The sequence below is a fragment of the Staphylococcus argenteus genome (assembly GCF_000236925.1).
In the GTDB taxonomy this organism is placed as follows: Bacteria; Bacillota; Bacilli; order Staphylococcales; family Staphylococcaceae; genus Staphylococcus; species Staphylococcus argenteus.
This window is the reverse complement of sequence record NC_016941.1, coordinates 786401-808171: the sequence shown is the minus strand read 5'-3', so window position 1 is coordinate 808171 and position 21771 is coordinate 786401. Positions and strand designations below refer to the sequence as shown.

Here is a 21771-nt window from a genome sequence, read left to right as displayed (position 1 = left end):
ATAATATGCACGTGTTCAATATTATTTACGTTTATCACGTGGCACGAAAGGAATTGTACTTATTAATTCTAAAGCTATGTCATAAATCATTGTCGATAAAACTCTAGTATTATGCCTAACTAAATGATCATCTGAAATTTCAACTAAATTTGAAGAAGTTTTAACATTAATGTTTTGATTTTCAAGTTCTAATGTATCCACTACTACTGGTTTAGAATGTTTTTCATCATATTTTTTTAACACTTGTTTGTTAAATGTTTGCGTACTACATATGACATAATCAATAAATGATTGTCCCGCTTGTCTATGAATGGCATCGATATGGTCTTTGACACTATAACCATCAGTTTCTCCTGGTTGCGTCATAACATTTGAAACATATAATTTAGGTGCATCAGAATGAATTAACGCATCTGAGATACCATTGACACATAGGTTAGAAATCACACTTGTATATAATGAACCTGGTCCTAGAACGATTAAATCCGCTTCTCTTAAAGCATCGATTGCTTCTTCCATAGGTTGCACGTCACTAGGTTCTAAAAATACACGTTCTATCTTTTTATGTTTTTTTGGAATATTCGTTTCACCATATACAATTTCGCCATCCTCCATGACAGCATTTAATTGTACACTTGTATTTGTTGAAGGTATCACTCTACCTTTAATATTCAAAATTTTACTTAACGCTTTAATTGCATGACCAAAATCATTCGTAATATTTGTCATACCAGCAATTAAAAGATTACCTAATGAATGCCCACTAATTTGATTTTCTTCAAAACGATACTGGAAAAGTTGGCTTAGTACGGACTCAGAATCACTTAAAGCTGCGATTACATTTCTGATGTCTCCTGGTGCTGGTATATCCATTTCGTCCCTAATTTTACCTGTACTTCCGCCATTATCAGCAACCGTTACAATTGCTGTAATATCAATCGGGAATTCCCTCAATCCCCTAGCCATGACCGATAAGCCAGTGCCACCACCTATAAGTACAACTTTAATTTGTCTCATTTTTTCTCGCCACTTTCAATATGTGCGTCTCTGTGATGCACATAAACATTATATTCGAATACTTCATTTAGATAATTACCAAGTCGTTCAGCTAATGCTACTGAACGGTGTTGTCCACCCGTACAACCAATGGCAATTACTAACTGAGATTTCCCTTCTTTTTTATACCCGGGTATCATAAAATCTAACAAATCAGTTAATTTTTCAAAGAAAATATCTGTTTCTTTCCATTTCATAACATAATTATATACGTCTTCATCTAATCCTGTTAATGGTCTTAAATCAACAACATAATAAGGATTTGGTAAAAATCTAACGTCAAATACTAAATCTGCATCCATTTGTATCCCATGTTTAAACCCAAAACTCGTAACATTAATTGTAAATGTTTCAAATTCTTCATCTTCATAATATCTACGAATTCGTTCTTTTAATTCTTTAGGAGACAATTTTGTTGTATCTATAACAAAGTTAGCAATACTTCTAATTTGTGATAAATGTTCTCTTTCGTCATTTATAGCATCGATTAATGATCGTTTACCTTGCTCCATCAATGGGTGTGCACGACGCGTCTCTTTATATCTCGAAATTAATTTTTCAGTATTCGCTTCTAAAAACATGACATCGACAATAACGTCACTTTCACTTTTGATTTTATCTACTACTGCAACAAGTGAATTGAACAATTCCTTACCTCTTAAATCTATAGCAATTGCTACTTTTCTTAATGAGGGATTACCTTGTTCCATCAATTCTACAAATTTAGGTAATAACACTGGAGGTAAATTATCTACACAAAAATACCCCATATCTTCTAAACTTTGTATAACTAATGATTTCCCTGCACCAGATAAACCTGTTACAACTAATAATTCACTTTTACTTTTTTCTTTTTCATTGTTATCCATAATTATTCACCGCCAACACGTATTTCTTGATGTTAATTTTAATTGTCTATGACAAATTTAAGTAAAGATATGTTTTTATTTTAACTATACATAGATTCATTTTAAAAAATATACATCATTTACAAGATGTGGAATGTTAAGCTTATCCACATGTTAAGTTATAACTTTAATATAACATAGAAAAAAACTAGAACTTATTGAAACGCATATTTAATACGTACAAAGTTCTAGTTTTCGATGTTGTTTAATTTATTTCATATAAAGCAACAATATCTATCTTCGTCACTATTATCTAAAATACTTGTGTAACTAAAACACAATATTACTTTTCATTTAAATTAAATCTCTAAGCTTGATCATTTAAATGTTCAATATATTCCGCTGCACTTTGCGCTGCAATACTTCCGTCACCAGTAGCAGTAACAATTTGACGTAACCCTTTATCACGAACATCTCCAGCTGCAAATATACCTGGTACAGATGTTGTCATATCATCTTTTGTAACAATATAACCTACATCGTTTGTAATACCTAAGTCTTTGAATGGTGTTGTTAATGGTTTCATACCAATATAAATGAATACACCATCTGCGTCATGTGTTTCTTCTGAGCCATCTTTTGTAGATACTAAAGTAACTGATCCCACTTTACCATCTTTTTCATTAATTGATTTAAGTGTATGACTCCAAATAAAATCTATCTTATCATTTTTGAAAGCTCTATCTTGTAATATACGTTGTGCTCGTAACTCATCACGGCGGTGTACAATTGTAACTTTATCAGCAAATTTAGTAAGAAATGTACCTTCCTCAACTGCTGAGTCACCACCACCAATAACGAATAAGCGTTTGTTTTTAAAGAATGCACCATCACATACTGCACAATAACTTACACCGCGTCCTCCAAGTTCTTGTTCACCTGGTACACCGATTTTTTTGTATTCTGCACCTGTAGCAATAATTACTGCTTTAGCAGTTAATTCTTTATTACCAAAATTAATGACTTTGTAGTCACCTTTATCTTCTACAGATTTAATGTCGCCATATTGATAAACAGCACCGAACTTTTTAGCATGTTCAAACATTTTGGTAGACAAATCTGGACCTGTAATCATTTCAAAGCCAGGGAAGTTTTCCACTTCTTCTGTATTGGCCATTTGACCACCTGGAATACCTCTTTCAATCATAACTGTTTTTAAATTTGCACGTGATGCGTACACTGCTGCTGTCATACCAGCTGGACCAGCACCGATAATTGCTATGTCAAAATCTACTTCAGTCATTTTAACAACGCCTCCTCATTATTAATCATTATGCGCATTATATAATAAATCTAACTTTTCATAAATCTATATGCTCAAGAGAAATTCTATCATTTTATTCAGTTTATATTGTGTTATATCTAGCCATGTTGTGATTTGTTTTTTTGTTATATTTTGCGGTTCATTTTTAAAATATAAGTATAGAAATGCACCGATATATGGCTTAACATCAGTTAAATCTACTTTTTCAGCAATAATCAGCTCAGCTTGATTAATCCATGCAACCATCAAATCATTATTATTTGTAAATAACTCATTGCGATAAAGTAAGATTAAACCACGATGTATAAAATCTAATTTATTTAATGTTAATCCTTGCACTAAATATGTCAAATATAATTTTTCATAGTTATTGAGATTTTCCAGTACCTGCCAAATGCTTTCGGTCATAACAATTTCTCGACCATTTAATTCGTTTAATAAGAAAATCCCGTACAAACGATAGTGGCTGTCATCACTAACTAGCATTGGCAAAATTTTATGTTCAAATACCTCTTTACTATGTTCAATTACCCAAGGTGCATGTCCAACTTCTACTTTAGAGATTTGCGTCAATCTTTCCCAAAAATAACGACTTTCTTCTTTATCACCTAGATAATAATAATTGTATGATAACGCGTTAAACATTTGTATAGATAAAAATTTACCCTTTTTATATAACGGATACAGTAACTGTTGCGATGCGCGATACTGCTTTAAATAACTTAATACAATACCTAATTTAAAACTTTCATCATCATTCATTGGAGCAACTTTATTTAATATCTTTAGATATTTTTGGTATTGTTCATTATCTTTAGTATTATAAAGCAACAATGTGTAATGACATAAAGCATAAATATCAGTACTATCTTCATTTAAAAGTGCTTCATATAGTGCTTTTGCCGTGTCATATTCACCAAGATATAAATAACACATTGCCAATAAATTACGTACGACACGATGGTCTTGAACTTGTTGTGATTGATGTAGAACATAATTTTTGGCATCCTTCAAACGACCTTGTGAAAAAAGGTATTGAAACAATATTTGTACTGCAAATAATTGGGCTTCTAGCTCAATTTGCTCCTCGTTTTCATATTTCACATCAAACATTTGCTCTAATTCGTCTCTATATTCCTGATCATCACTAACAAATACATAATTAATACCAAACAAGAATGCCTTGTTTGGTTCATTAAGTTCAATGTTAAGCTGACTCAATTCATAATAGCTATCTTCTAAATGCCTATTATAAATAATATTGTCGTAAAATAAATGTTCTGCTTTTTTAGCAACACCAAGCTGCACAAGACACTGTGCATAATCAATTTGAATTTCCAGATCATCAGGTGACAATTCTAACACTTTTTCAAAATATTCAGCAGCTCGTTTATATTCTCTTTGTTTAAATTTTTGACTAGCCATTTTTCGATAAAAAGCATCATCAAAGGTCATCGAAATTACTTTATTGTTCCGTTGCGCCATGCAATTGTCACCTCCTAATCATTTTTTATATACATAGGGTTGCCATATGCAAATACATTATCTGGTACATCCTTTGATACAACTGTACCCGCTGCTATTTTAACGTGATTACCAATCTTCACTCCAGGTAAAATTGTTGAATTTGCACCTATTAAAGTATTTGATCCAATACATACAGGACCGTATCTAAACTCATCAACTAAGGCTTCATGCGTTAATATCGTGACATTATATCCAATAACGCTATTACTGCCTATTGTGATTAATTCTGGGTAAAATATATCCACCATTACTTTATATGCTATTGAAGTTTGTTTACCAATATTCATATTTAAAAAACGTTGATATACATATTTTTTTAACGACATACTAGGAATGAATTTTGCGATTTCTATGATGATTGTATTTTTCAACACCTTCGGAAATTTAATAATCCGATAAATATGCCATAAAGGATTTACATGATGATACGTTTTAGACAAGAATTTTCTCAAAATATCACTACTTCACTTTTTTTGTTGGCCATGTTAGTGGCCCAACACTACTATAAACAGGCGGATTATATTTCATTCTTCGGTACACAATTAAGCCAATACTTACTAAAATTAAAATGATCGATACAACTTGCGCAATTCTTATATTACTAGTTAACATCAAACTATCAGTTCGTAAACCTTCTATAAAGAATCTTCCAATGGAATACCACGTTAGATATAAAAAGAATGTCTCACCTAGTTTTAAATGTTTTCGAATATTAACTAAAATGATAAATCCAGCCACATCCCAAATCGATTCATATAAAAATGTTGGATGATAATATTGACCATTAATATACATATTTTCAATTATAAAATTAGGCAAATGCAATTGTTCTAAAAATGCACGTGATACAGGACCGCCATGTGCCTCGTGGTTCATAAAATTACCCCAGCGTCCAATACCTTGCGCTAAAATTATGCTCGGTGCAACAATATCACCTATTTGGAAAGGATTTAAATTTTTAATTTTACATACAATGACACCAGCAATAAAGCCACCGATTAAGCCACCATGAATTGCTATACCTCCATGCCAAATTTTAATAATCTCACCAGGATTTTCCGCGTAATATGGCCATTGGAAAATGACAAAATATATTCGTGCCGCAATAAATCCAAATAAAGCACTGTAAAAAATGATATCTACTAATGTATCTTTATGCAATCCTGCTTTAACAAGCGCTCTTTGTGCAACAAAGTAGCCAAGTAATATACCAATAGCAATAATAATGCCATACCATCGTACACTAAGTGGTCCTAAGTTGAACGCCACAGGATCTATATAGTTAAATACAACATTCATTCAACCTACTCCTCACTCTTATGACTGTTCTTGATAATCTCTTCATTTAAACGTTCGCTAAATTCTTCTGCAGTATTAATTCCCATAATATTTAATCGATAATTCATTGCTGCAACTTCGATAATAACTGCTACGTTTCTACCAGGTCTAACTGGAATTGTTTTCTTCGTAATTTCAGTGTCTAGAATGCTTAATGTTTCCTCATTCAATCCTACGCGATCATATAACTTTTGTTTATTCCAGTTTTCCAAATTAATATTTAATCTAATTCGCTTCTCGGTTAAAATAGAACCTGCACCAAATAAAGTCATAACATTAATAATACCTAATCCACGTATTTCTAATAAATGTTCGATTAACTTTGGTGGTTTTCCGATTAATTCATCTTTATTAATTTGACGAATCTCTACATTGTCATCGGCAACTAATCTGTGACCACGTTTCACTAATTCTAATGCAGTCTCACTTTTACCAATACCAGAATCACCAGTAATTAAAACACCCACACCATATACATCAACTAAAACGCCGTGTAAAGAGGTTGTTTTTGCTAATGCATGCTCTAAAAACGTAGTTAAACGACTCATTAAACTTGTTGTCGCATCTTTAGCAATTATAAGAGGTGTATTTAATTCTTTTGCAGCTTCTACAAGTTCTTCTGGTGGTTGCAAGCCACGAGTGACAATAATTGCCGGTGTTTCCGGTCTACAAAGTTTACGCATACGTCCTGCTCGGTCTTTATCCGGCAATAAATTATAAAATGATAATTCGGTAGTTCCTAATAATTGTATTCTATCTGAAGCATAATGTGAAAAATAGCCTGCCATTTCTAAGCCTGGTCTTGATATATCTGCATTTTTAATTGGCTTTGACAAACCTTCTTCACCAGCGATTAAATCTAACTTTAACGTTTCAACTAGTTTTTCTGTCGTTAACATGGGTTCACCTCAATTATATTTATCCCTTCTCTTACATCTCCTATTATCATATCAAAAATATGACAACAATCTACATTGAAAAGCTAAATTAAATATTAATTGTTCATTATTATTAATGTTTTGCAAGTCACTATTAATACCATTCATTTATACTTTAATACATTGCTTAATAAAAAGACTGAAAAATTGGAAACATTGTCTTCTGTTATTTTAAATATTAACAACAATTTAATTACTTATTTATAATTAGCTAGTCTGATTTTGACCCTATATCAACATATTTCTTTTCAGCAATCTTATATAATGATATACGTATATCATTATATAAAAAGAAGTGAAAGATCTCCTAACGACAACTTTCACTTCTTTTATTATTATTTATTTTCAGTATATTGTTTATCTCGTTCAAGTACTTCTTTTAAATATTTACCTGTATATGATGCTTCTGTTTGTGCAATATCTTCCGGCGTACCTGTTGCTACAATCGTACCGCCACCATTTCCACCTTCTGGTCCTAAATCGATAATATAATCAGCTGTTTTAATCACATCTAAATTATGCTCAATTATCACTACAGTGTCACCATTTTCAACTAATCGATTTAATACCTTTAATAACCTACTAATGTCATCAACATGTAACCCAGTTGTTGGTTCATCCAAAATGTAGATTGAACGCCCAGTAGAGCGTTTATGCAATTCTGAAGCAAGTTTTACACGTTGTGCTTCACCACCAGATAATGTTGTAGCTTGTTGACCTAATGTTACATAGCCTAGCCCTACATCCACAAGTGTTTGAAGCTTACGATTAATCTTAGGAATATTTTCAAAAAATTGTGTTGCTTCTTCTACAGTCATTTCCAAAATGTCTGCAATATTTTTACCTTTATATGTTACTTCTAACGTTTCACGATTGTATCGTTTACCATCACATACTTCACATGGCACATAAACATCAGGTAAAAAATGCATTTCAATCTTAATGATACCATCGCCTTTACAAGCTTCACAACGCCCACCTTTTACGTTAAAACTAAATCGTCCTTTTTGATAACCACGAATTTTAGCTTCATTCGTTTGCGCAAATACATCACGTATATCATCAAATACACCTGTATAAGTTGCCGGATTTGAACGTGGCGTTCTACCGATTGGAGATTGGTCAATATCGATAATTTTATCTAATTGATCAATACCTTCAATGTTGTCGTATAATCCCGGTTTAACTTTTGATTTATTAATTTTTTGTGCTAATGATTTGTATAATACTTCATTTACTAGAGAACTTTTACCGGATCCTGATACACCAGTTACTACTGTCATGATTGATAATGGAATGTCCACATCCACATCTTTAAGATTATTGCTTCTTGCACCTCGAATCGAAATTTTACGGTCTGAAGCAGGTCTACGGTATTCTGGAACTTCAATTCGTTTTTTCCCACTTAAATATTGACCTGTTAAAGACTTTTTATCTTTCATTACTTTCTGTGGCGTACCACTAGAAACAATTTGACCACCATGCTCGCCAGCACCAGGGCCAATATCAACCAAATAATCTGCAGCCCTCATCGTATCATCATCATGTTCTACTACGATTAAAGTATTTCCTAAATCTCTCATTTCTTTGAGAGTATTTATTAACCGATCATTATCTCTCTGATGAAGGCCAATTGAAGGCTCATCAAGTACATATAATACACCTGTTAATCGTGATCCAATTTGTGTTGCTAATCTAATACGTTGTGCTTCACCACCCGATAACGTTCCAGAAGCTCTATTTAATGTTAAATATTCCAGTCCTACATTATTTAAAAATGTTAATCGAGAAATGATTTCTTTTAGTATTTGATTAGCAATCGCTTGATCTTGTTCTGATAAATTGATGTTTTCATAATAGTTTAACGCTTGACTAATTGAATATTCAACAACTTCTCCAATATTCAATCCACCTACATACACCGATAAAGCCTCTCGACTTAATCGTTGCCCGTGACAAGTTTCACATGGTAATTCTGTCATATATTTACTCATCATTTCACGTGTATATTCTGATGGTGATTCATGGAATCGACGACTAATGTTTGGAACAACTCCTTCAAATACCATCGTTCTTTTTCTAGTACCGCCTTGACGTTGAGTAAACGTAAATTCAATTTCTTTTTCACCTGAACCATATAATAAAATATCACGTTGTCGATCTGTTAACTTTTTAAATGGCTTATCCATATTAATTTTATATACTTCACAAACACGTTTTAATAAGGTTGGATAAAAATCAGAACTAGTAGGTATCCATGGTTCAATGGCACCTTCATTTAATGTTTTATCTTTGTCTGGTACCACTAAATCAACATCAACAGTTAACTTTTGACCTAAACCATCACAGGTTGGACATGCACCAAATGGACTATTGAAACTAAACATTCTTGGTTCTAATTCTCCTATTGAAAAGCCACAAATCGGACAAGCATGGTTTTCAGAAAATTTTAAGTCCTCACCATCGATAACATCAACAGTTAATTGACCTTCAGCAAGTTCAAGTGCTGTTTCAATAGAGTCAGCTAGTCGTGTTTCAATGCCCTCTTTTACAACTAAACGATCGACAACAACTTCAATTGTGTGATTTTTATTTTTATCTAATGCTGGCACTTCATTTACATCAACAATATCTCCGTCAATTCTTAGACGTACATAACCTTTTTTACCAATATCTTCTATTAGCTTTTCATGACTACCTTTACGATGAGAGATGACAGGTGCTAATAATTGAATCTTTGTACGTGTATCTAACTCCATTATACGATCAACCATTTGTTGTACCGTTTGAGATTCAATTTCTATATTGTGATTTGGACAATATGGCTTACCTACACGTGCATATAACAGACGAATATAATCATATATTTCTGTTACCGTAGCTACAGTAGACCTTGGGTTTTTACTCGTTGTTTTTTGATCTATTGAAATTGCTGGCGATAATCCTTCAATCGTATCAACGTCAGGTTTATCCATTTGACCTAAAAATTGACGCGCATAGGCACTTAATGATTCAACGTATCGACGTTGCCCTTCAGCATAGATTGTATCAAATGCTAAAGAAGATTTACCTGACCCTGACAAACCAGTCATTACTATTAATTTATTTTTGGGTAATTCAATATCAATGTCTTTTAAGTTATGCGCACGAGCACCTTTTACTACTATAGATGGTTCTTTCATTTACTTGTCACCCTTCTGCTTTTAATTCAAATAACATATCTCTTAATTCTGTAGCTCTCTCGAAATCTAAATCCTTCGCTGCTTGTTTCATTTCTTTTTCTATATTTTCGATTGTTTTTTGTCGTTCTTTTTTTGTCATTTTCTTAGGTATTACAGTTTGTTCTTTTTCATTGTTTTCATCGTTGTCAACAGTTGCACTTATCAAATCATGAATCTTCTTATTGATGGTTTTAGGCGTAATGCCGTGTTTTTCATTATGCTTCATTTGAATATCACGACGACGTTGTGTTTCATCTATTGCGTACTTCATCGAATCTGTCATTTTATCAGCATACATTATGACTTCGCCTCTTTCATTACGCGCAGCTCTACCGATTGTTTGAATTAATGACCTATTTGAACGTAAAAAGCCTTCTTTATCTGCATCTAAAATCACAACTAAAGAAACCTCTGGTATATCAATACCCTCTCTCAATAAATTAATACCTACAATGACATCATACGTACCCATACGTAAATCTCTAATAATTTCAATTCGCTCTAATGTTTTAATTTCAGAATGCAAGTAGTTAACTTTAATACCTGCTTCTTTCATATACGTTGTTAAATCTTCACTCATTTTTTTAGTAAGTGTTGTTACTAAAACTCGTTCATTTCTTTCAACTCTTGCTTGTATTTCACTTAGTAAGTCATCGATTTGATTTTCAGTAGGTCTAACTTCAATCTTAGGATCTAGTAAACCAGTTGGACGTATAATTTGTTCAACCATTTTATCTGTATGTTCTATTTCATAAGGTCCTGGTGTTGCCGAAACATATACTAACTGCTTCGTCTTTTCTTCAAATTCTTCAAATTTAAGTGGTCTATTGTCTAAAGCACTTGGTAATCTGAAACCATGATCAACAAGCACTTGTTTACGTGCTCTGTCTCCATTATACATACCTCTAACTTGCGGTAATGTCACATGTGATTCGTCAATCATTACTAACCAGTCATCACCAAAATAATCTAATAAGGTATATGGTGTTGAACCTAGCGGACGTAATGTTAAATGTACGGAATAATTTTCAATACCTGAACAAAATCCCATTTCTCTCATCATTTCTAAATCATAATTAGTTCTTTGCTCTAAGCGTTGGGCTTCTAACAATTTATTCTCATCACGCAATTCCTTTAATCGTTCTTCTAATTCTTTTTCAATACGTTCTATTGCAACTTTCATTTTTTCTTCACGCGTTACGAAGTGAGATGCTGGGAATATTGCGAAATGTTCTCGTTCTTTTAATACTTCACCTGTTAAATAGTTAACTTCTCTTATGCGATCTATTTCATCTCCGAAAAACTCAACTCTAATACATAACTCTTCTTTTGAAGCTGGGAATATTTCTACAACATCTCCACGAACTCGAAAAGTACCACGTTGGAAATCAATATCATTACGTGTATATTGAACATCTACAAGTTTTCTAAGCAACTCACTTCTATCCATTTCCATACCAACACGAACACTTACTACTAAATCTTTATATTCTTCTGGATTACCTAAACCATATATACAACTTACACTTGCAATAATTATTACATCATCACGCTCAAACAATGCACTTGTAGCTGAGTGACGTAATTGATCTATCTCATCATTAATGGATGCATCTTTTTCAATAAATGTATCTGTAGATGGAACATATGCTTCAGGTTGATAATAATCATAATAACTCACGAAGTATTCTACTCTATTTTCAGGGAAGAATTCTTTAAATTCACTATACAATTGACCTGCTAATGTTTTATTATGTGCGATGATTAAAGTCGGTTTACCAACTTCTTTAATTACGTTACTCATTGTAAAAGTTTTACCAGTACCTGTAGCACCTAATAATGTCTGATGTCTCTTACCTTCTTTAATACCTTGAACAATTTCTTTAATTGCTTGTGGTTGGTCACCTTGAGGCTCAAATTCAGAATGTATTTTAAAAGGATAATGCTCAACCATTGTTACATACGCCTCCTATTTAATGTGTTATTTATTTATCCCGTTCAAATTTGCTCTTTCTTATTTCATATTTTATCAAAATAATCGCTAAAAAAGCAAACATTTGTTCGTAATATTTTAATACAAAGAAAAACAAACATAGTTGTTCTAACTATGCTTGCATTTAATCAATTCATTTATCTAGTTATATTTTGTGAGTATATACACTTTATATCAAACGTCTTATTGTTTCAATTAATTTGTTTGGACATTGTCCTTAGGTCAAAATTAGCGATCTCCATCTTGATGCTTATGAAATTCAAGCTGATCTATTATAAGATATCCAGCTAATAGTGATACTACGTCAATAAAGATAATCCACTCGTTATGAAAGTATTCCTTATATATGGAAGCCCCTATTAAAATCAACGTTAGTGTTGTACCAACCCATTTACTTCTAGTCAATACACTAAATAACACTACTAAGACACATGGAAAGAATGCAGCGCTAATATACCATATCATTCATTTTCCTCTTTTCTTTTGTTTAAAATGTTCATTGTAGTTTCTCTTAATTCTGTTTTTGGGATGAAGTTTTCAGTTAACATTTCTGGAATGATATTATCGATAAAATCTTGTACAGAAGCTAAATGATCGAATTGAATAATTGTTTCTAAACTCATTGCATAAATTTCAAAAAATAATTCTTCAGGATTACGTTTTTGAATCTCACCGAATGTTTCATATAATAAATCAATTTTATCCGCAACTGAAAGTATTTGTCCTTCTATGGAATCATCTTTACCTTCTTGCAATCGTTGCTTGTAAACTTCTCTATATGGCAACGGAATTTCTTCCTCTATAAATGTTTCTACCATTTCTTCTTCAACTTGCGAAAATAGTTTTTTCAATTCACTGCTGGCGTATTTCACAGGCGTTTTAATATCACCAGTAAACACTTCTGCAAAATCATGATTTAATGCTTTTTCATATAAACTTTTCCAATTTATTTTTTGCCCATGATATTCTTCTACAGTTGCTAAGTATTGAGCAATTTTAGTTACTTTAAAGGAGTGTGCTGCTACGTTATGTTCAAAATATTTAAATTTTCCAGGTAATCTTATAAGTCTTTCCATGTCTGATAATCTTTTAAAATATTGATGTACGCCCATTTCAATTACCTCCCTATTATTTAATCATAAATTATACTTTCTTTTTACATATCCTTCAATTAAATATCATTTAAATTTCTTAATTGTTTACCTTCGTTCATATTATAACAAAAAAATCCTCTTAACCCATTTTACAAGACAGGTTAAGAGGATGAATAAATAACTAATTAATGAATGTAATTGTATTTACCTGGATTTAAAATTGTTCTTGTTGACTTAACATTAAATCCTGCGTAATTCATTTCGGATACCGTGATTGTTCCATTAGGATTTACTGATTCAACTACGCCAACATGACCATATGGACCAGCAGCAGTTTGGAAAATAGCTCCAACTTCTGGTGTTTTATCTACTTTAAATCCTGCACTTTTCGCTGCGTAATTCCAATTATTTGCATTACCCCATAGACTACCGATACTTCTGCCTAATTCTGCACGGCGATCAAAAGCATAATACGTACAGTTTCCATATGCGTATAAGTTACCTCTGTTTGCAACAGATTTATTGTAGTAATGTGCAACTGGTTTAGTTGAAGCTACCGTTTGTACTTTAACTGGTTTATATGCTACATTAACTGTTTTAGCAACAGTCTGCTTAGTTGCTACATTTTTTGAAATTTGCTTAGCAGGTTGCTGTGTTGACTTTGCTATTTGATTTGGTTTACTTACTGGTGTTTTAACAATCTTAACTTGTTGCGCTTTATTTTGAGGCACTAATGAAAGTACATCACCAGGGAAAATTAATGGCGTCACACCAGGATTGTATGAATATAATTGATTCAATGTTAAATGATGTTCTAATGCAATTTTATATAATGAATCCCCAGGCACAACTGTATATGTTGTTTGAGATTGTGTTTGAGATTGAACATTTGATACATAATTATGCTTAATTGGTGATTTAACCACTGTGCCTTGTTGTTGTGCATGTGCTGCATTATTAAAAGCTAAAAAAGCTAACACTGACGAAACTGTCACCGTAAGAGTTTTCTTCATCTTGTTGTCATTCCTTTGCTGTTAGTATTTTAAGTATGAAAATACTATAGCACAATACATTTTATCAAAAGCTATTGTTATGACGATGTAATCAAATGGTTAACAATATAAAAACATAACTAGGAAATGATTTAGTGTAAAATGTTTTTATCACAATGATTTGGTAACGCTTTCACACTTTTTGTCTTAGTGGCGAATTTGGTTACAAGTAATATTACTTAATGTACTCTACATGCATTTTATAAACAAAACAATTCTACAAAATAAGCGAATCTACTTGATTGAAAAATAAAGATTTACAATTTCAATCATAATCCTATCTTCTAATCGAGCCCCTCATTAAAATAAAGATTTAACATTTATACGCAAAAAACCGAAACCAAAATGGTCTCGGCTTATCGGATTATTTAGTCATGTGACATTGTTTGTCTCAAATATGATTCGATGAATGGACCTATTTCTCCATCCATTACAGCATCTACTTTACCAGTTTCTTCGTTTGTACGATGGTCTTTTACCATTGAATATGGATGGAAAACATACGATCTAATTTGACTTCCCCATCCTATTTCTTTTTGTTCACCACGAATTTCTGCCATTTCGCGCGCCTGTTCTTCTAATTTTAATTGATATAATTTTGACTTCAGCATTTTCATTGCCGCTTCACGGTTTTTAATTTGAGATCGTTCATTTTGATTATTAACTACAATACCAGATGGATGATGGGTAATTCGAATAGCTGACTCTGTTTTATTAATATGCTGTCCACCTGCACCAGAGGCTCTAAATGTATCTACAGTAATATCATCCGGATTGATTTCAATTTCTATTTCATCATTATTAAAATCCGGTATCACATCACACGATGCAAATGATGTATGGCGACGACCAGATGAATCAAATGGAGAAATTCTAACAAGTCGATGTACACCTTTTTCAGCTTTTAAATAACCATAAGCGTTGTGACCTTTAATGAGCAGCGTCACACTCTTAATTCCTGCTTCATCACCAGGTAAATAATCAACAGTTTCTACTTTAAAACCTTTCTTTTCACAATAACGTTGATACATTCTAAATAACATATTTGCCCAGTCTTGCGATTCCGTGCCTCCCGCACCTGGGTGTAATTCTAATATGGCATTATTAGCATCATGTGGGCCATCTAATAGTAATTGTAATTCATATTCATCCACTTTTGCTTTGAAATCAATTACATCTTGTTCTAAATCAACTTTCATTTCTTCATCAAATTCTTCTTGTAATAACTCCCAAGTTGCTTCCATGTCATCTACATCTTGTTGTAACTTTTTATAACCATTTACAATTGATTTTAATGCATTGTTTTTATCTATAATATCTTGAGCTTTCGTTTGATTATCCCAAAAATTCGGTTCAGACATCATCTCTTCATATTCTTGAATATTGGTTTCTTTGTTCTCTAAGTCAAAGAGACCCCCTAATTTGCGTTAAATCTTGATTATATTTATCAATATTACGTTTTATTTCTGATAATTCCATAGTTTTCGCTCCTAGCTATTATTCAAATAATGGTACTAATCTCGTACAATTTATAATGTTAAATTTTAACATAGATTTGTTAAAATTTAACATTGATAAGGAATTTAAATCTATTTAAATTATATCGACATATTTGGAGTAAGATACTTTTTACCAATTTTAATATAGCTAAATGACCATTTACAATAAATCTATCATTATAACTTATACATGATTAAAAAGTTTTCTATCTACATATGTTTTATTAAATTTCAAAAAATTACTCCTTCCAAAACACAATATTGTGTTTTCATGGAAGGAGTAATTAATATCATTTATTTACCGTGACAATTTTTATATTTTTTACCACTGCCACATGGGCATTCGTCATTTCTACCAACTTGTTCACCTTTTACGATTGGCTGTGCTTTAACTTTTTCTTTACCATCTTCTGCTGAAACATGTTTAGCTTCACCAAATTCAGTCGTTTTTTCACGCTCAATATTATCCTCGACTTGTACTACAGATTTCAAAATGTACTTACAAGTATCTTCTTCAATATTTTGCATCATAATATCAAATAGTTCATGACCTTCATTTTGATAATCACGCAATGGGTTTTGTTGAGCATATGAACGTAGGTGAATGCCTTGACGCAATTGATCCATTGTATCGATATGATCAGTCCAATGACTATCGATAGAACGTAATAATATCATACGTTCAAATTCATTCATTTGCTCTTCTAAAATATCTTTTTGACTTTGATATGCTTTTTCGATTTTAGCCCATACAACTTCAAAGATATCTTCAGCATCTTTACCTTTGATATCATCCTCAGTTATATCGCCTTCTTGTAAGAAGATATCATTAATATAGTCAATAAATGGTTGATATTCTGGCTCATCATCAGCAGTATTAATGTAATAATTTATACTACGTTGCAGCGTTGAACGTAACATTGCATCTACAACTTGTGAACTATCTTCTTCATCAATAATGCTGTTTCGTTCGTTATAAATAATCTCACGTTGTTTACGTAACACTTCATCATATTCTAATATACGTTTACGTGCATCAAAGTTATTTCCTTCCACACGTTTTTGTGCTGACTCAACAGCTCTCGATACCATTTTGGATTCAATTGGTGTTGAATCATCCAAGCCTAATCGACTCATCATTTTTTGTAAACGTTCAGAACCAAAACGAATCATCAATTCATCTTGTAATGATAAATAGAAACGACTATCACCTTTATCACCTTGACGTCCAGAACGACCACGAAGCTGATCATCGATACGACGAGACTCATGACGCTCTGTACCTATTACTGCTAAGCCGCCTAGTTCTTCAACACCTTCGCCTAATTTAATATCTGTACCACGACCAGCCATGTTAGTTGCAATTGTAACTGCACCCTTTTGTCCAGCTCCTGCAACAATTTCGGCTTCTCGTTCATGGTTTTTCGCGTTTAACACATCATGACGAATACCTCGTTTTTTAAGTAAGTTAGAAATATATTCTGATGTTTCAACTGCAACTGTACCTAATAATACTGGCTGTCCAGCTTTATGTTTTTCAACAACATCTTCAACTACGGCATCAAATTTACCTTTTTGGCTAATATAGATTAAATCTGATTTATCACGACGTTGTACCGGCTTGTTAGTTGGAATTTGAGTAACTGTCATATTGTAAATATTTCTGAACTCTTCTTCTTCAGTTTTTGCTGTACCTGTCATACCAGCAAGTTTATTGTACATTCTGAAATAGTTTTGGAATGTAATTGAAGCCATTGTTTTAGACTCATTTTGTATTTGTACACCTTCTTTAGCTTCAATAGCTTGGTGTAACCCTTCTGAAAAACGACGTCCAGGCATCGTACGTCCTGTAAATTGGTCTACAATCAATACTTCCCCATCAACTACCATATAGTCTACATCACGTTGTAATGTCACATGTGCGCGTAAAGCTGTATTAATATGACTAATAACATCAACATTTTGTACATCATATAAGTTTTCAACTTTAAACATACGTTCCGCTTTATCTGCACCTTGTTCAGTTAAATGTACAGCTTTTGTTTTTTCATCATATTTATAATCTTCATCTTGCTTTAACATTTTCGCAAATACATTTGCTTGTGTATAAAGTGACGTTGACTTTTCAGCTTCTCCAGAAATAATTAATGGTGTACGCGCTTCATCAATTAAAATCGAGTCAACCTCATCTATGATTGCAAAATGCAATGGACGCATAACTCTATCTTCAGAGTAATTCACCATATTATCTCTTAAATAGTCAAAACCTAACTCGTTGTTAGTACTATAAGTAATATCTTGAGCATAAGCATCACGCTTCTCTTCAGTTGTCTTACTATTTAAGTTCAATCCTACAGTCAAACCTAAGAAATTGTATAATTCTGCCATTTCTTCACTTTGAACACTTGATAAATACTCATTGACTGTAATAACGTGAACGCCTCTACCAGCAAGTGCGTTTAAATATGTTGGCATTGTCGCTGTTAACGTTTTACCTTCACCAGTTCTCATTTCAGCGATATCACCCTTATGAATCGCAATACCACCCATAATTTGAACTTTATATGGTGTCATATTAAATACACGTTTAGAACCTTCTCTAACTAGTGCATATGCTTCTGGCAAAATTTTATCTAAATAGTCATTCTGTTTTTTGACATTTTCTATGTCAGCTAATTCTGTTTGGAATTGTTTCGTTTTATTACGAATTTCTTCATCAGTTAAAATTGCCGTTTTTTCTTCTAAAGCGATTACTTTATCAGCAAGTTTACCTAACTGTTTAATTTCTTTATTATTGCCATCAAGAATTTTTGATAAAAATCCCATTTCGTTCGCTCCTTTAGCTAAAAAACTGTTTGGCCTACAACAATATATCTTATCATTTATAGTTATAAAATTATACTTATTTACTCATTTAAGGAATCAATATAAATATATTTACGACAAACTTCATTCACATTCTGTTGATAACAAGTTTATCACTATTAAATATAATCTCAATACACATTAATGCTTTCCCATAAAATATAGCATCGTTATTTTACGATTATTTAAGTGGATTGTTCAATAAACTGACATACTATAATTAATTCAACATTCAAATATATACATCCATTTACATTAGCATAGACACTATGTTTCATTCAACAAATTACATAAGTGAATACTGAAATAATTTAACTGACCATTTTGAATTTAAAAAAGCACTTGTGCTAGAACACAAGTGCTTAAAATATCATTTATTGTTCGCTAGTTTGAATTAAACCATATTTACCATCTTTACGACGATAAACTATGCTTGTTCCATCTGTTTCTCTATCTGTGAATACAAAGAAATCATGACCAAGAAGATTCATTTGTAATACAGCTTCTTCTGAATCCATTGGTTTTAAGCTGAATTCTTTAGAACGAATAATTTCGATTTCGTTATCATCATAAGTCTCATTGTCAACTGGTGTTTCTTGCATTTCTTGCAACTCTGCAACAAACACTTCTTGATCTCCACGATCACGGCTCTTACGATTAACACGTGTTTTATATTTTCTAACTTGTCTTTCAAGTTTATTATTAATTAAATCAATTCCTGCATATAAATCATCGTTGCGCTCTTCAGCTCGTAACGTTACATTTTTCAATGGAATTGTTACTTCAATTTTAGTTGCTGAATTTGAATAAGTTTTAACTTTTACATGCGCGACTGCATTTGGTACGTCATTAAAATAACGTTCCAACTTACCAATTTTTTCCTCAATATAGTTGCGAATAGCATCTGTGATAGTGAGGTTATCTCCATGAATTTCAAATCTAATCATAGTAATCTCTCCTTAAACCTCTTTATTGGTAACTCTTTATTATATTTTAACATTTTTACGCTATCGTGCAAACGCAAACACTTTGAATTTTCTGATATTTTTAGTATATAATTTACACCCAGCACGATGAATTGTTAATCCTGTTGTATAAATATCGTCAATGAGTAATATTTCTTTACCTTTTAAATCTAAACTAGTATCAACTATAAATGGATTCTCTTCTAAAAGTCGTTCTTTTTTAGATAAGCCAGCTTGTTTTGGACGGTCAACCATTTTTAAAATCTTATCAAAATGAATGCCCTTTGCTGTTAAAACCGCTTCAACTGGATTATATGTTCTATATTGATCATTTGATGCAGATGAAGGTATTGGTACAATATAATCATACGTTGTCGAAGGTATTTCAATTAAATGTGCCAACAATTCACATAAATAATAGTCTTTCATAAATTTAAATTGATGAATAATCTCTTTCATTATCCCGTCATAATTATATCCACAATACAATTGTTCCATTAATTTAAAATGTGTTGCTAAAAATTCGCAATCTAAGCACATTTCTTCCATATCGCTTAAACATTTAAGACATTTAACACATCGTCTTTCTTTATTATTGATTTTCATCTGTTTCCATTTATTCTCGCAAAATTCACATAATTGAGAAGGCTTCTTAAATAAATTATAAATTGAAATAGTTTCATTGATATTCCTACCACAATTTAGACACTTATTCATCAATCCACCCTCTTTTTAAAGCTAATCGATTCATTTGCAAGATTTCTTTTCTTGCTAGCATCATACTTAAACTAACACCTTGATGAAAATACAATACTTTACCATTTGGACATTCTAATTTACGTCCAACTCGTCCAGCAATTTGAATTAATGCTTCTTTAGAAAACTGATGTGCATCAATGACGATAACATCTAAATTAGCCATCGTGAATCCTCGTTCTAAAATTGTTGTAGTAAAAATGACATCATAGTTTCCATTTCGTAAATTTTCTACTTTTTCAAAACGAAAAACGTCTTCACTATGAACGTATGTTAATCTTGAAATTTTATTCTTATAAGACGAAAAAGTTTTAATCATTATCTCTATATTATTAAAAAAGACCAGTGTGTAACGTTTATTAGAAATTTGTTCCATTAGTAATTTATAAAGTCTATGTTGAATTTTGCTTTCCTTTAATTTGAAATAATGGAATTTAGGAACTGGTAGTGACTTTTTATGAAATCGTGCAGGTAACTTAATAATATTTTCTCGAGGAATTGTTGCTAAAAGGTGCTTTGGAGGTGTGGCCGTCATATAAATCATTGCATGATTTTCTTTAGCGGCTGAAATTAATGCCTGTTGTAAAGTATTGTCCATTGCTAATGGAAACGCATCTACTTCATCAACAAAAATCGTATCAAAATGTTTTTTGAAGCGGTATAGCTGGTGAACAGTACTTACAACAAAATGACCATTAAATTGTTGCTGCGACTGCTGATGTAAGACATCTATATTTTCTCCTATAAACGCGTCTTGAATTCGTTTGCTAATCTCCACGACCACATCTACACGTGGTGATACGACAGCAACATTATCTCCTTGACGTCTTGCATATTGAATACCTTGAAACATCATTTCTGTTTTACCAGCACCTGTAACTGCATATAACAAAATCGTTTGCCGGTTGTGAATTGCCTGAACAATATGTTCAGAAGCATATGCTTGTTGTGCGGATAAATCAAACGGTAGATTATAATAAGCTTGCGAAGGATTCTGAGAACTCTCAGTTATTTTATAAATTGTCATATCATCCATGCGACCAAGCGAAATACAATTTCGACAATACACAATCATTTTTGAAATAGTTGATGAGTAATATTGATAAAAATGTTGAGGATTATTACTTTCACATTGAAGGCACCGATAATATCGTCCTTCTTTTGTTATACCGGTAGTTTCTGTTTTAATTACCTCTGTTGTTAGTTGCGTTCTTGGTTGTATTAATTTTCCATAATGTTTGATATGTTTTACCTCTTTTCAATAAAAAAGTCTACATTTAATGATTATTACGTTT

General features: G+C 32.1%; 16 protein-coding genes and 1 pseudogene. All 17 read right to left on the bottom strand.

Annotation, left to right across the window (positions count from 1 at the left end; translation table 11 throughout):
- Positions 1 to 21: 21 nt before the first annotated feature.
- Positions 22 to 1017 carry a YvcK family protein gene (locus tag SAMSHR1132_RS03740; protein WP_001248944.1) on the bottom strand — a complete coding sequence of 332 codons (996 nt, stop codon included), beginning with the start codon at positions 1015 to 1017 and terminating at the stop codon, positions 22 to 24.
- A complete protein-coding gene (rapZ, locus tag SAMSHR1132_RS03735; RefSeq protein WP_000369731.1) occupies positions 1014 to 1925 on the bottom strand; it encodes an RNase adapter RapZ in 912 nt (303 codons plus the stop codon). The genes SAMSHR1132_RS03740 and rapZ overlap by 4 nt, the downstream gene beginning before the upstream one ends.
- A 346-nt stretch (positions 1926 to 2271) precedes the next feature.
- Entirely contained in the window at positions 2272 to 3207 is a 936-nt protein-coding gene (gene trxB / locus SAMSHR1132_RS03730; RefSeq protein ID WP_000141138.1) for a thioredoxin-disulfide reductase, read from the bottom strand.
- A gap of 66 nt (positions 3208 to 3273) precedes the next feature.
- Complete coding sequence (locus SAMSHR1132_RS03725; RefSeq protein WP_000079026.1) at positions 3274 to 4713, bottom strand: tetratricopeptide repeat protein; 1440 nt, start codon at positions 4711 to 4713, stop codon at positions 3274 to 3276.
- 7 nt (positions 4714 to 4720) lie between these two features.
- Positions 4721 to 5207 (bottom strand): annotated as a pseudogene (locus SAMSHR1132_RS03720) (acyltransferase).
- Positions 5208 to 5214: 7 nt separating this feature from the next.
- Complete coding sequence (gene lgt, locus SAMSHR1132_RS03715) at positions 5215 to 6054, bottom strand: prolipoprotein diacylglyceryl transferase (RefSeq protein ID WP_001103507.1); 840 nt, start codon at positions 6052 to 6054, stop codon at positions 5215 to 5217.
- Between the two features lie 5 nt (positions 6055 to 6059).
- Positions 6060 to 6992 carry an HPr(Ser) kinase/phosphatase gene (gene hprK / locus SAMSHR1132_RS03710; protein ID WP_000958222.1) on the bottom strand — a complete coding sequence of 311 codons (933 nt, stop codon included), beginning with the start codon at positions 6990 to 6992 and terminating at the stop codon, positions 6060 to 6062.
- Between the two features lie 374 nt (positions 6993 to 7366).
- On the bottom strand, positions 7367 to 10213 hold the full coding sequence (uvrA, locus tag SAMSHR1132_RS03705; RefSeq protein ID WP_000662672.1) for an excinuclease ABC subunit UvrA: 2847 nt from the start codon (positions 10211 to 10213) through the stop codon (positions 7367 to 7369).
- 7 nt (positions 10214 to 10220) lie between these two features.
- Positions 10221 to 12206, bottom strand: coding sequence for an excinuclease ABC subunit UvrB (gene uvrB, locus SAMSHR1132_RS03700; RefSeq protein ID WP_000229261.1), 1986 nt, complete (start codon positions 12204 to 12206; stop codon positions 10221 to 10223).
- 267 nt (positions 12207 to 12473) lie between these two features.
- The gene (locus tag SAMSHR1132_RS03695; protein WP_000638422.1) at positions 12474 to 12710 is read right to left on the bottom strand and encodes a CsbA family protein; all 237 of its coding nucleotides are present in this window, start codon (positions 12708 to 12710) and stop codon (positions 12474 to 12476) included.
- The gene (locus tag SAMSHR1132_RS03690; RefSeq protein WP_000538137.1) at positions 12707 to 13357 is read right to left on the bottom strand and encodes a YfbR-like 5'-deoxynucleotidase; all 651 of its coding nucleotides are present in this window, start codon (positions 13355 to 13357) and stop codon (positions 12707 to 12709) included. The genes SAMSHR1132_RS03695 and SAMSHR1132_RS03690 overlap by 4 nt, the downstream gene beginning before the upstream one ends.
- A gap of 167 nt (positions 13358 to 13524) precedes the next feature.
- On the bottom strand, positions 13525 to 14352 hold the full coding sequence (locus tag SAMSHR1132_RS03685) for a COG3942 and LysM peptidoglycan-binding domain-containing protein (protein WP_000753315.1): 828 nt from the start codon (positions 14350 to 14352) through the stop codon (positions 13525 to 13527).
- Positions 14353 to 14759: 407 nt separating this feature from the next.
- A protein-coding gene (gene prfB, locus SAMSHR1132_RS03680; protein WP_014373801.1) for a peptide chain release factor 2 occupies positions 14760 to 15870 on the bottom strand; the annotation gives its coding sequence in 2 pieces (ribosomal slippage) (positions 14760 to 15797 and positions 15799 to 15870; 1110 coding nt in all).
- Positions 15871 to 16184: 314 nt separating this feature from the next.
- The gene (secA, locus tag SAMSHR1132_RS03675; RefSeq protein WP_000506539.1) at positions 16185 to 18716 is read right to left on the bottom strand and encodes a preprotein translocase subunit SecA; all 2532 of its coding nucleotides are present in this window, start codon (positions 18714 to 18716) and stop codon (positions 16185 to 16187) included.
- Between the two features lie 413 nt (positions 18717 to 19129).
- Positions 19130 to 19702 carry a ribosome hibernation-promoting factor, HPF/YfiA family gene (gene hpf / locus SAMSHR1132_RS03670; protein WP_000617737.1) on the bottom strand — a complete coding sequence of 191 codons (573 nt, stop codon included), beginning with the start codon at positions 19700 to 19702 and terminating at the stop codon, positions 19130 to 19132.
- A gap of 60 nt (positions 19703 to 19762) precedes the next feature.
- Positions 19763 to 20437: a ComF family protein gene (locus SAMSHR1132_RS03665; RefSeq protein ID WP_001030559.1), complete on the bottom strand. Its 675-nt coding sequence runs from the start codon at positions 20435 to 20437 to the stop codon at positions 19763 to 19765.
- Positions 20430 to 21512: a DEAD/DEAH box helicase family protein gene (locus SAMSHR1132_RS03660; protein WP_042354868.1), complete on the bottom strand. Its 1083-nt coding sequence runs from the start codon at positions 21510 to 21512 to the stop codon at positions 20430 to 20432. The genes SAMSHR1132_RS03665 and SAMSHR1132_RS03660 overlap by 8 nt, the downstream gene beginning before the upstream one ends.
- Between the last annotated feature and the right edge of the window lie 259 nt (positions 21513 to 21771).

Excerpts from the sequence above, each read along its gene's own strand:
- SAMSHR1132_RS03695 (WP_000638422.1), bottom strand. The coding sequence starts at position 12,710 with ATGATATGGTATATTAGCGCTGCATTCTTTCCATGTGTCTTAGTAGTG.
- lgt (WP_001103507.1), bottom strand. The coding sequence starts at position 6,054 with ATGAATGTTGTATTTAACTATATAGATCCTGTGGCGTTCAACTTAGGA.
- SAMSHR1132_RS03690 (WP_000538137.1), bottom strand. The coding sequence starts at position 13,357 with ATGGGCGTACATCAATATTTTAAAAGATTATCAGACATGGAAAGACTT.
- secA (WP_000506539.1), bottom strand. The coding sequence starts at position 18,716 with ATGGGATTTTTATCAAAAATTCTTGATGGCAATAATAAAGAAATTAAA.
- uvrB (WP_000229261.1), bottom strand. The coding sequence starts at position 12,206 with ATGGTTGAGCATTATCCTTTTAAAATACATTCTGAATTTGAGCCTCAA.
- hprK (WP_000958222.1), bottom strand. The coding sequence starts at position 6,992 with ATGTTAACGACAGAAAAACTAGTTGAAACGTTAAAGTTAGATTTAATC.
- SAMSHR1132_RS03740 (WP_001248944.1), bottom strand. The coding sequence starts at position 1,017 with ATGAGACAAATTAAAGTTGTACTTATAGGTGGTGGCACTGGCTTATCG.
- rapZ (WP_000369731.1), bottom strand. The coding sequence starts at position 1,925 with ATGGATAACAATGAAAAAGAAAAAAGTAAAAGTGAATTATTAGTTGTA.
- trxB (WP_000141138.1), bottom strand. The coding sequence starts at position 3,207 with ATGACTGAAGTAGATTTTGACATAGCAATTATCGGTGCTGGTCCAGCT.
- hpf (WP_000617737.1), bottom strand. The coding sequence starts at position 19,702 with ATGATTAGATTTGAAATTCATGGAGATAACCTCACTATCACAGATGCT.
- SAMSHR1132_RS03660 (WP_042354868.1), bottom strand. The coding sequence starts at position 21,512 with ATGGATGATATGACAATTTATAAAATAACTGAGAGTTCTCAGAATCCT.
- uvrA (WP_000662672.1), bottom strand. The coding sequence starts at position 10,213 with ATGAAAGAACCATCTATAGTAGTAAAAGGTGCTCGTGCGCATAACTTA.
- SAMSHR1132_RS03665 (WP_001030559.1), bottom strand. The coding sequence starts at position 20,437 with ATGAATAAGTGTCTAAATTGTGGTAGGAATATCAATGAAACTATTTCA.
- SAMSHR1132_RS03685 (WP_000753315.1), bottom strand. The coding sequence starts at position 14,352 with ATGAAGAAAACTCTTACGGTGACAGTTTCGTCAGTGTTAGCTTTTTTA.
- SAMSHR1132_RS03725 (WP_000079026.1), bottom strand. The coding sequence starts at position 4,713 with ATGGCGCAACGGAACAATAAAGTAATTTCGATGACCTTTGATGATGCT.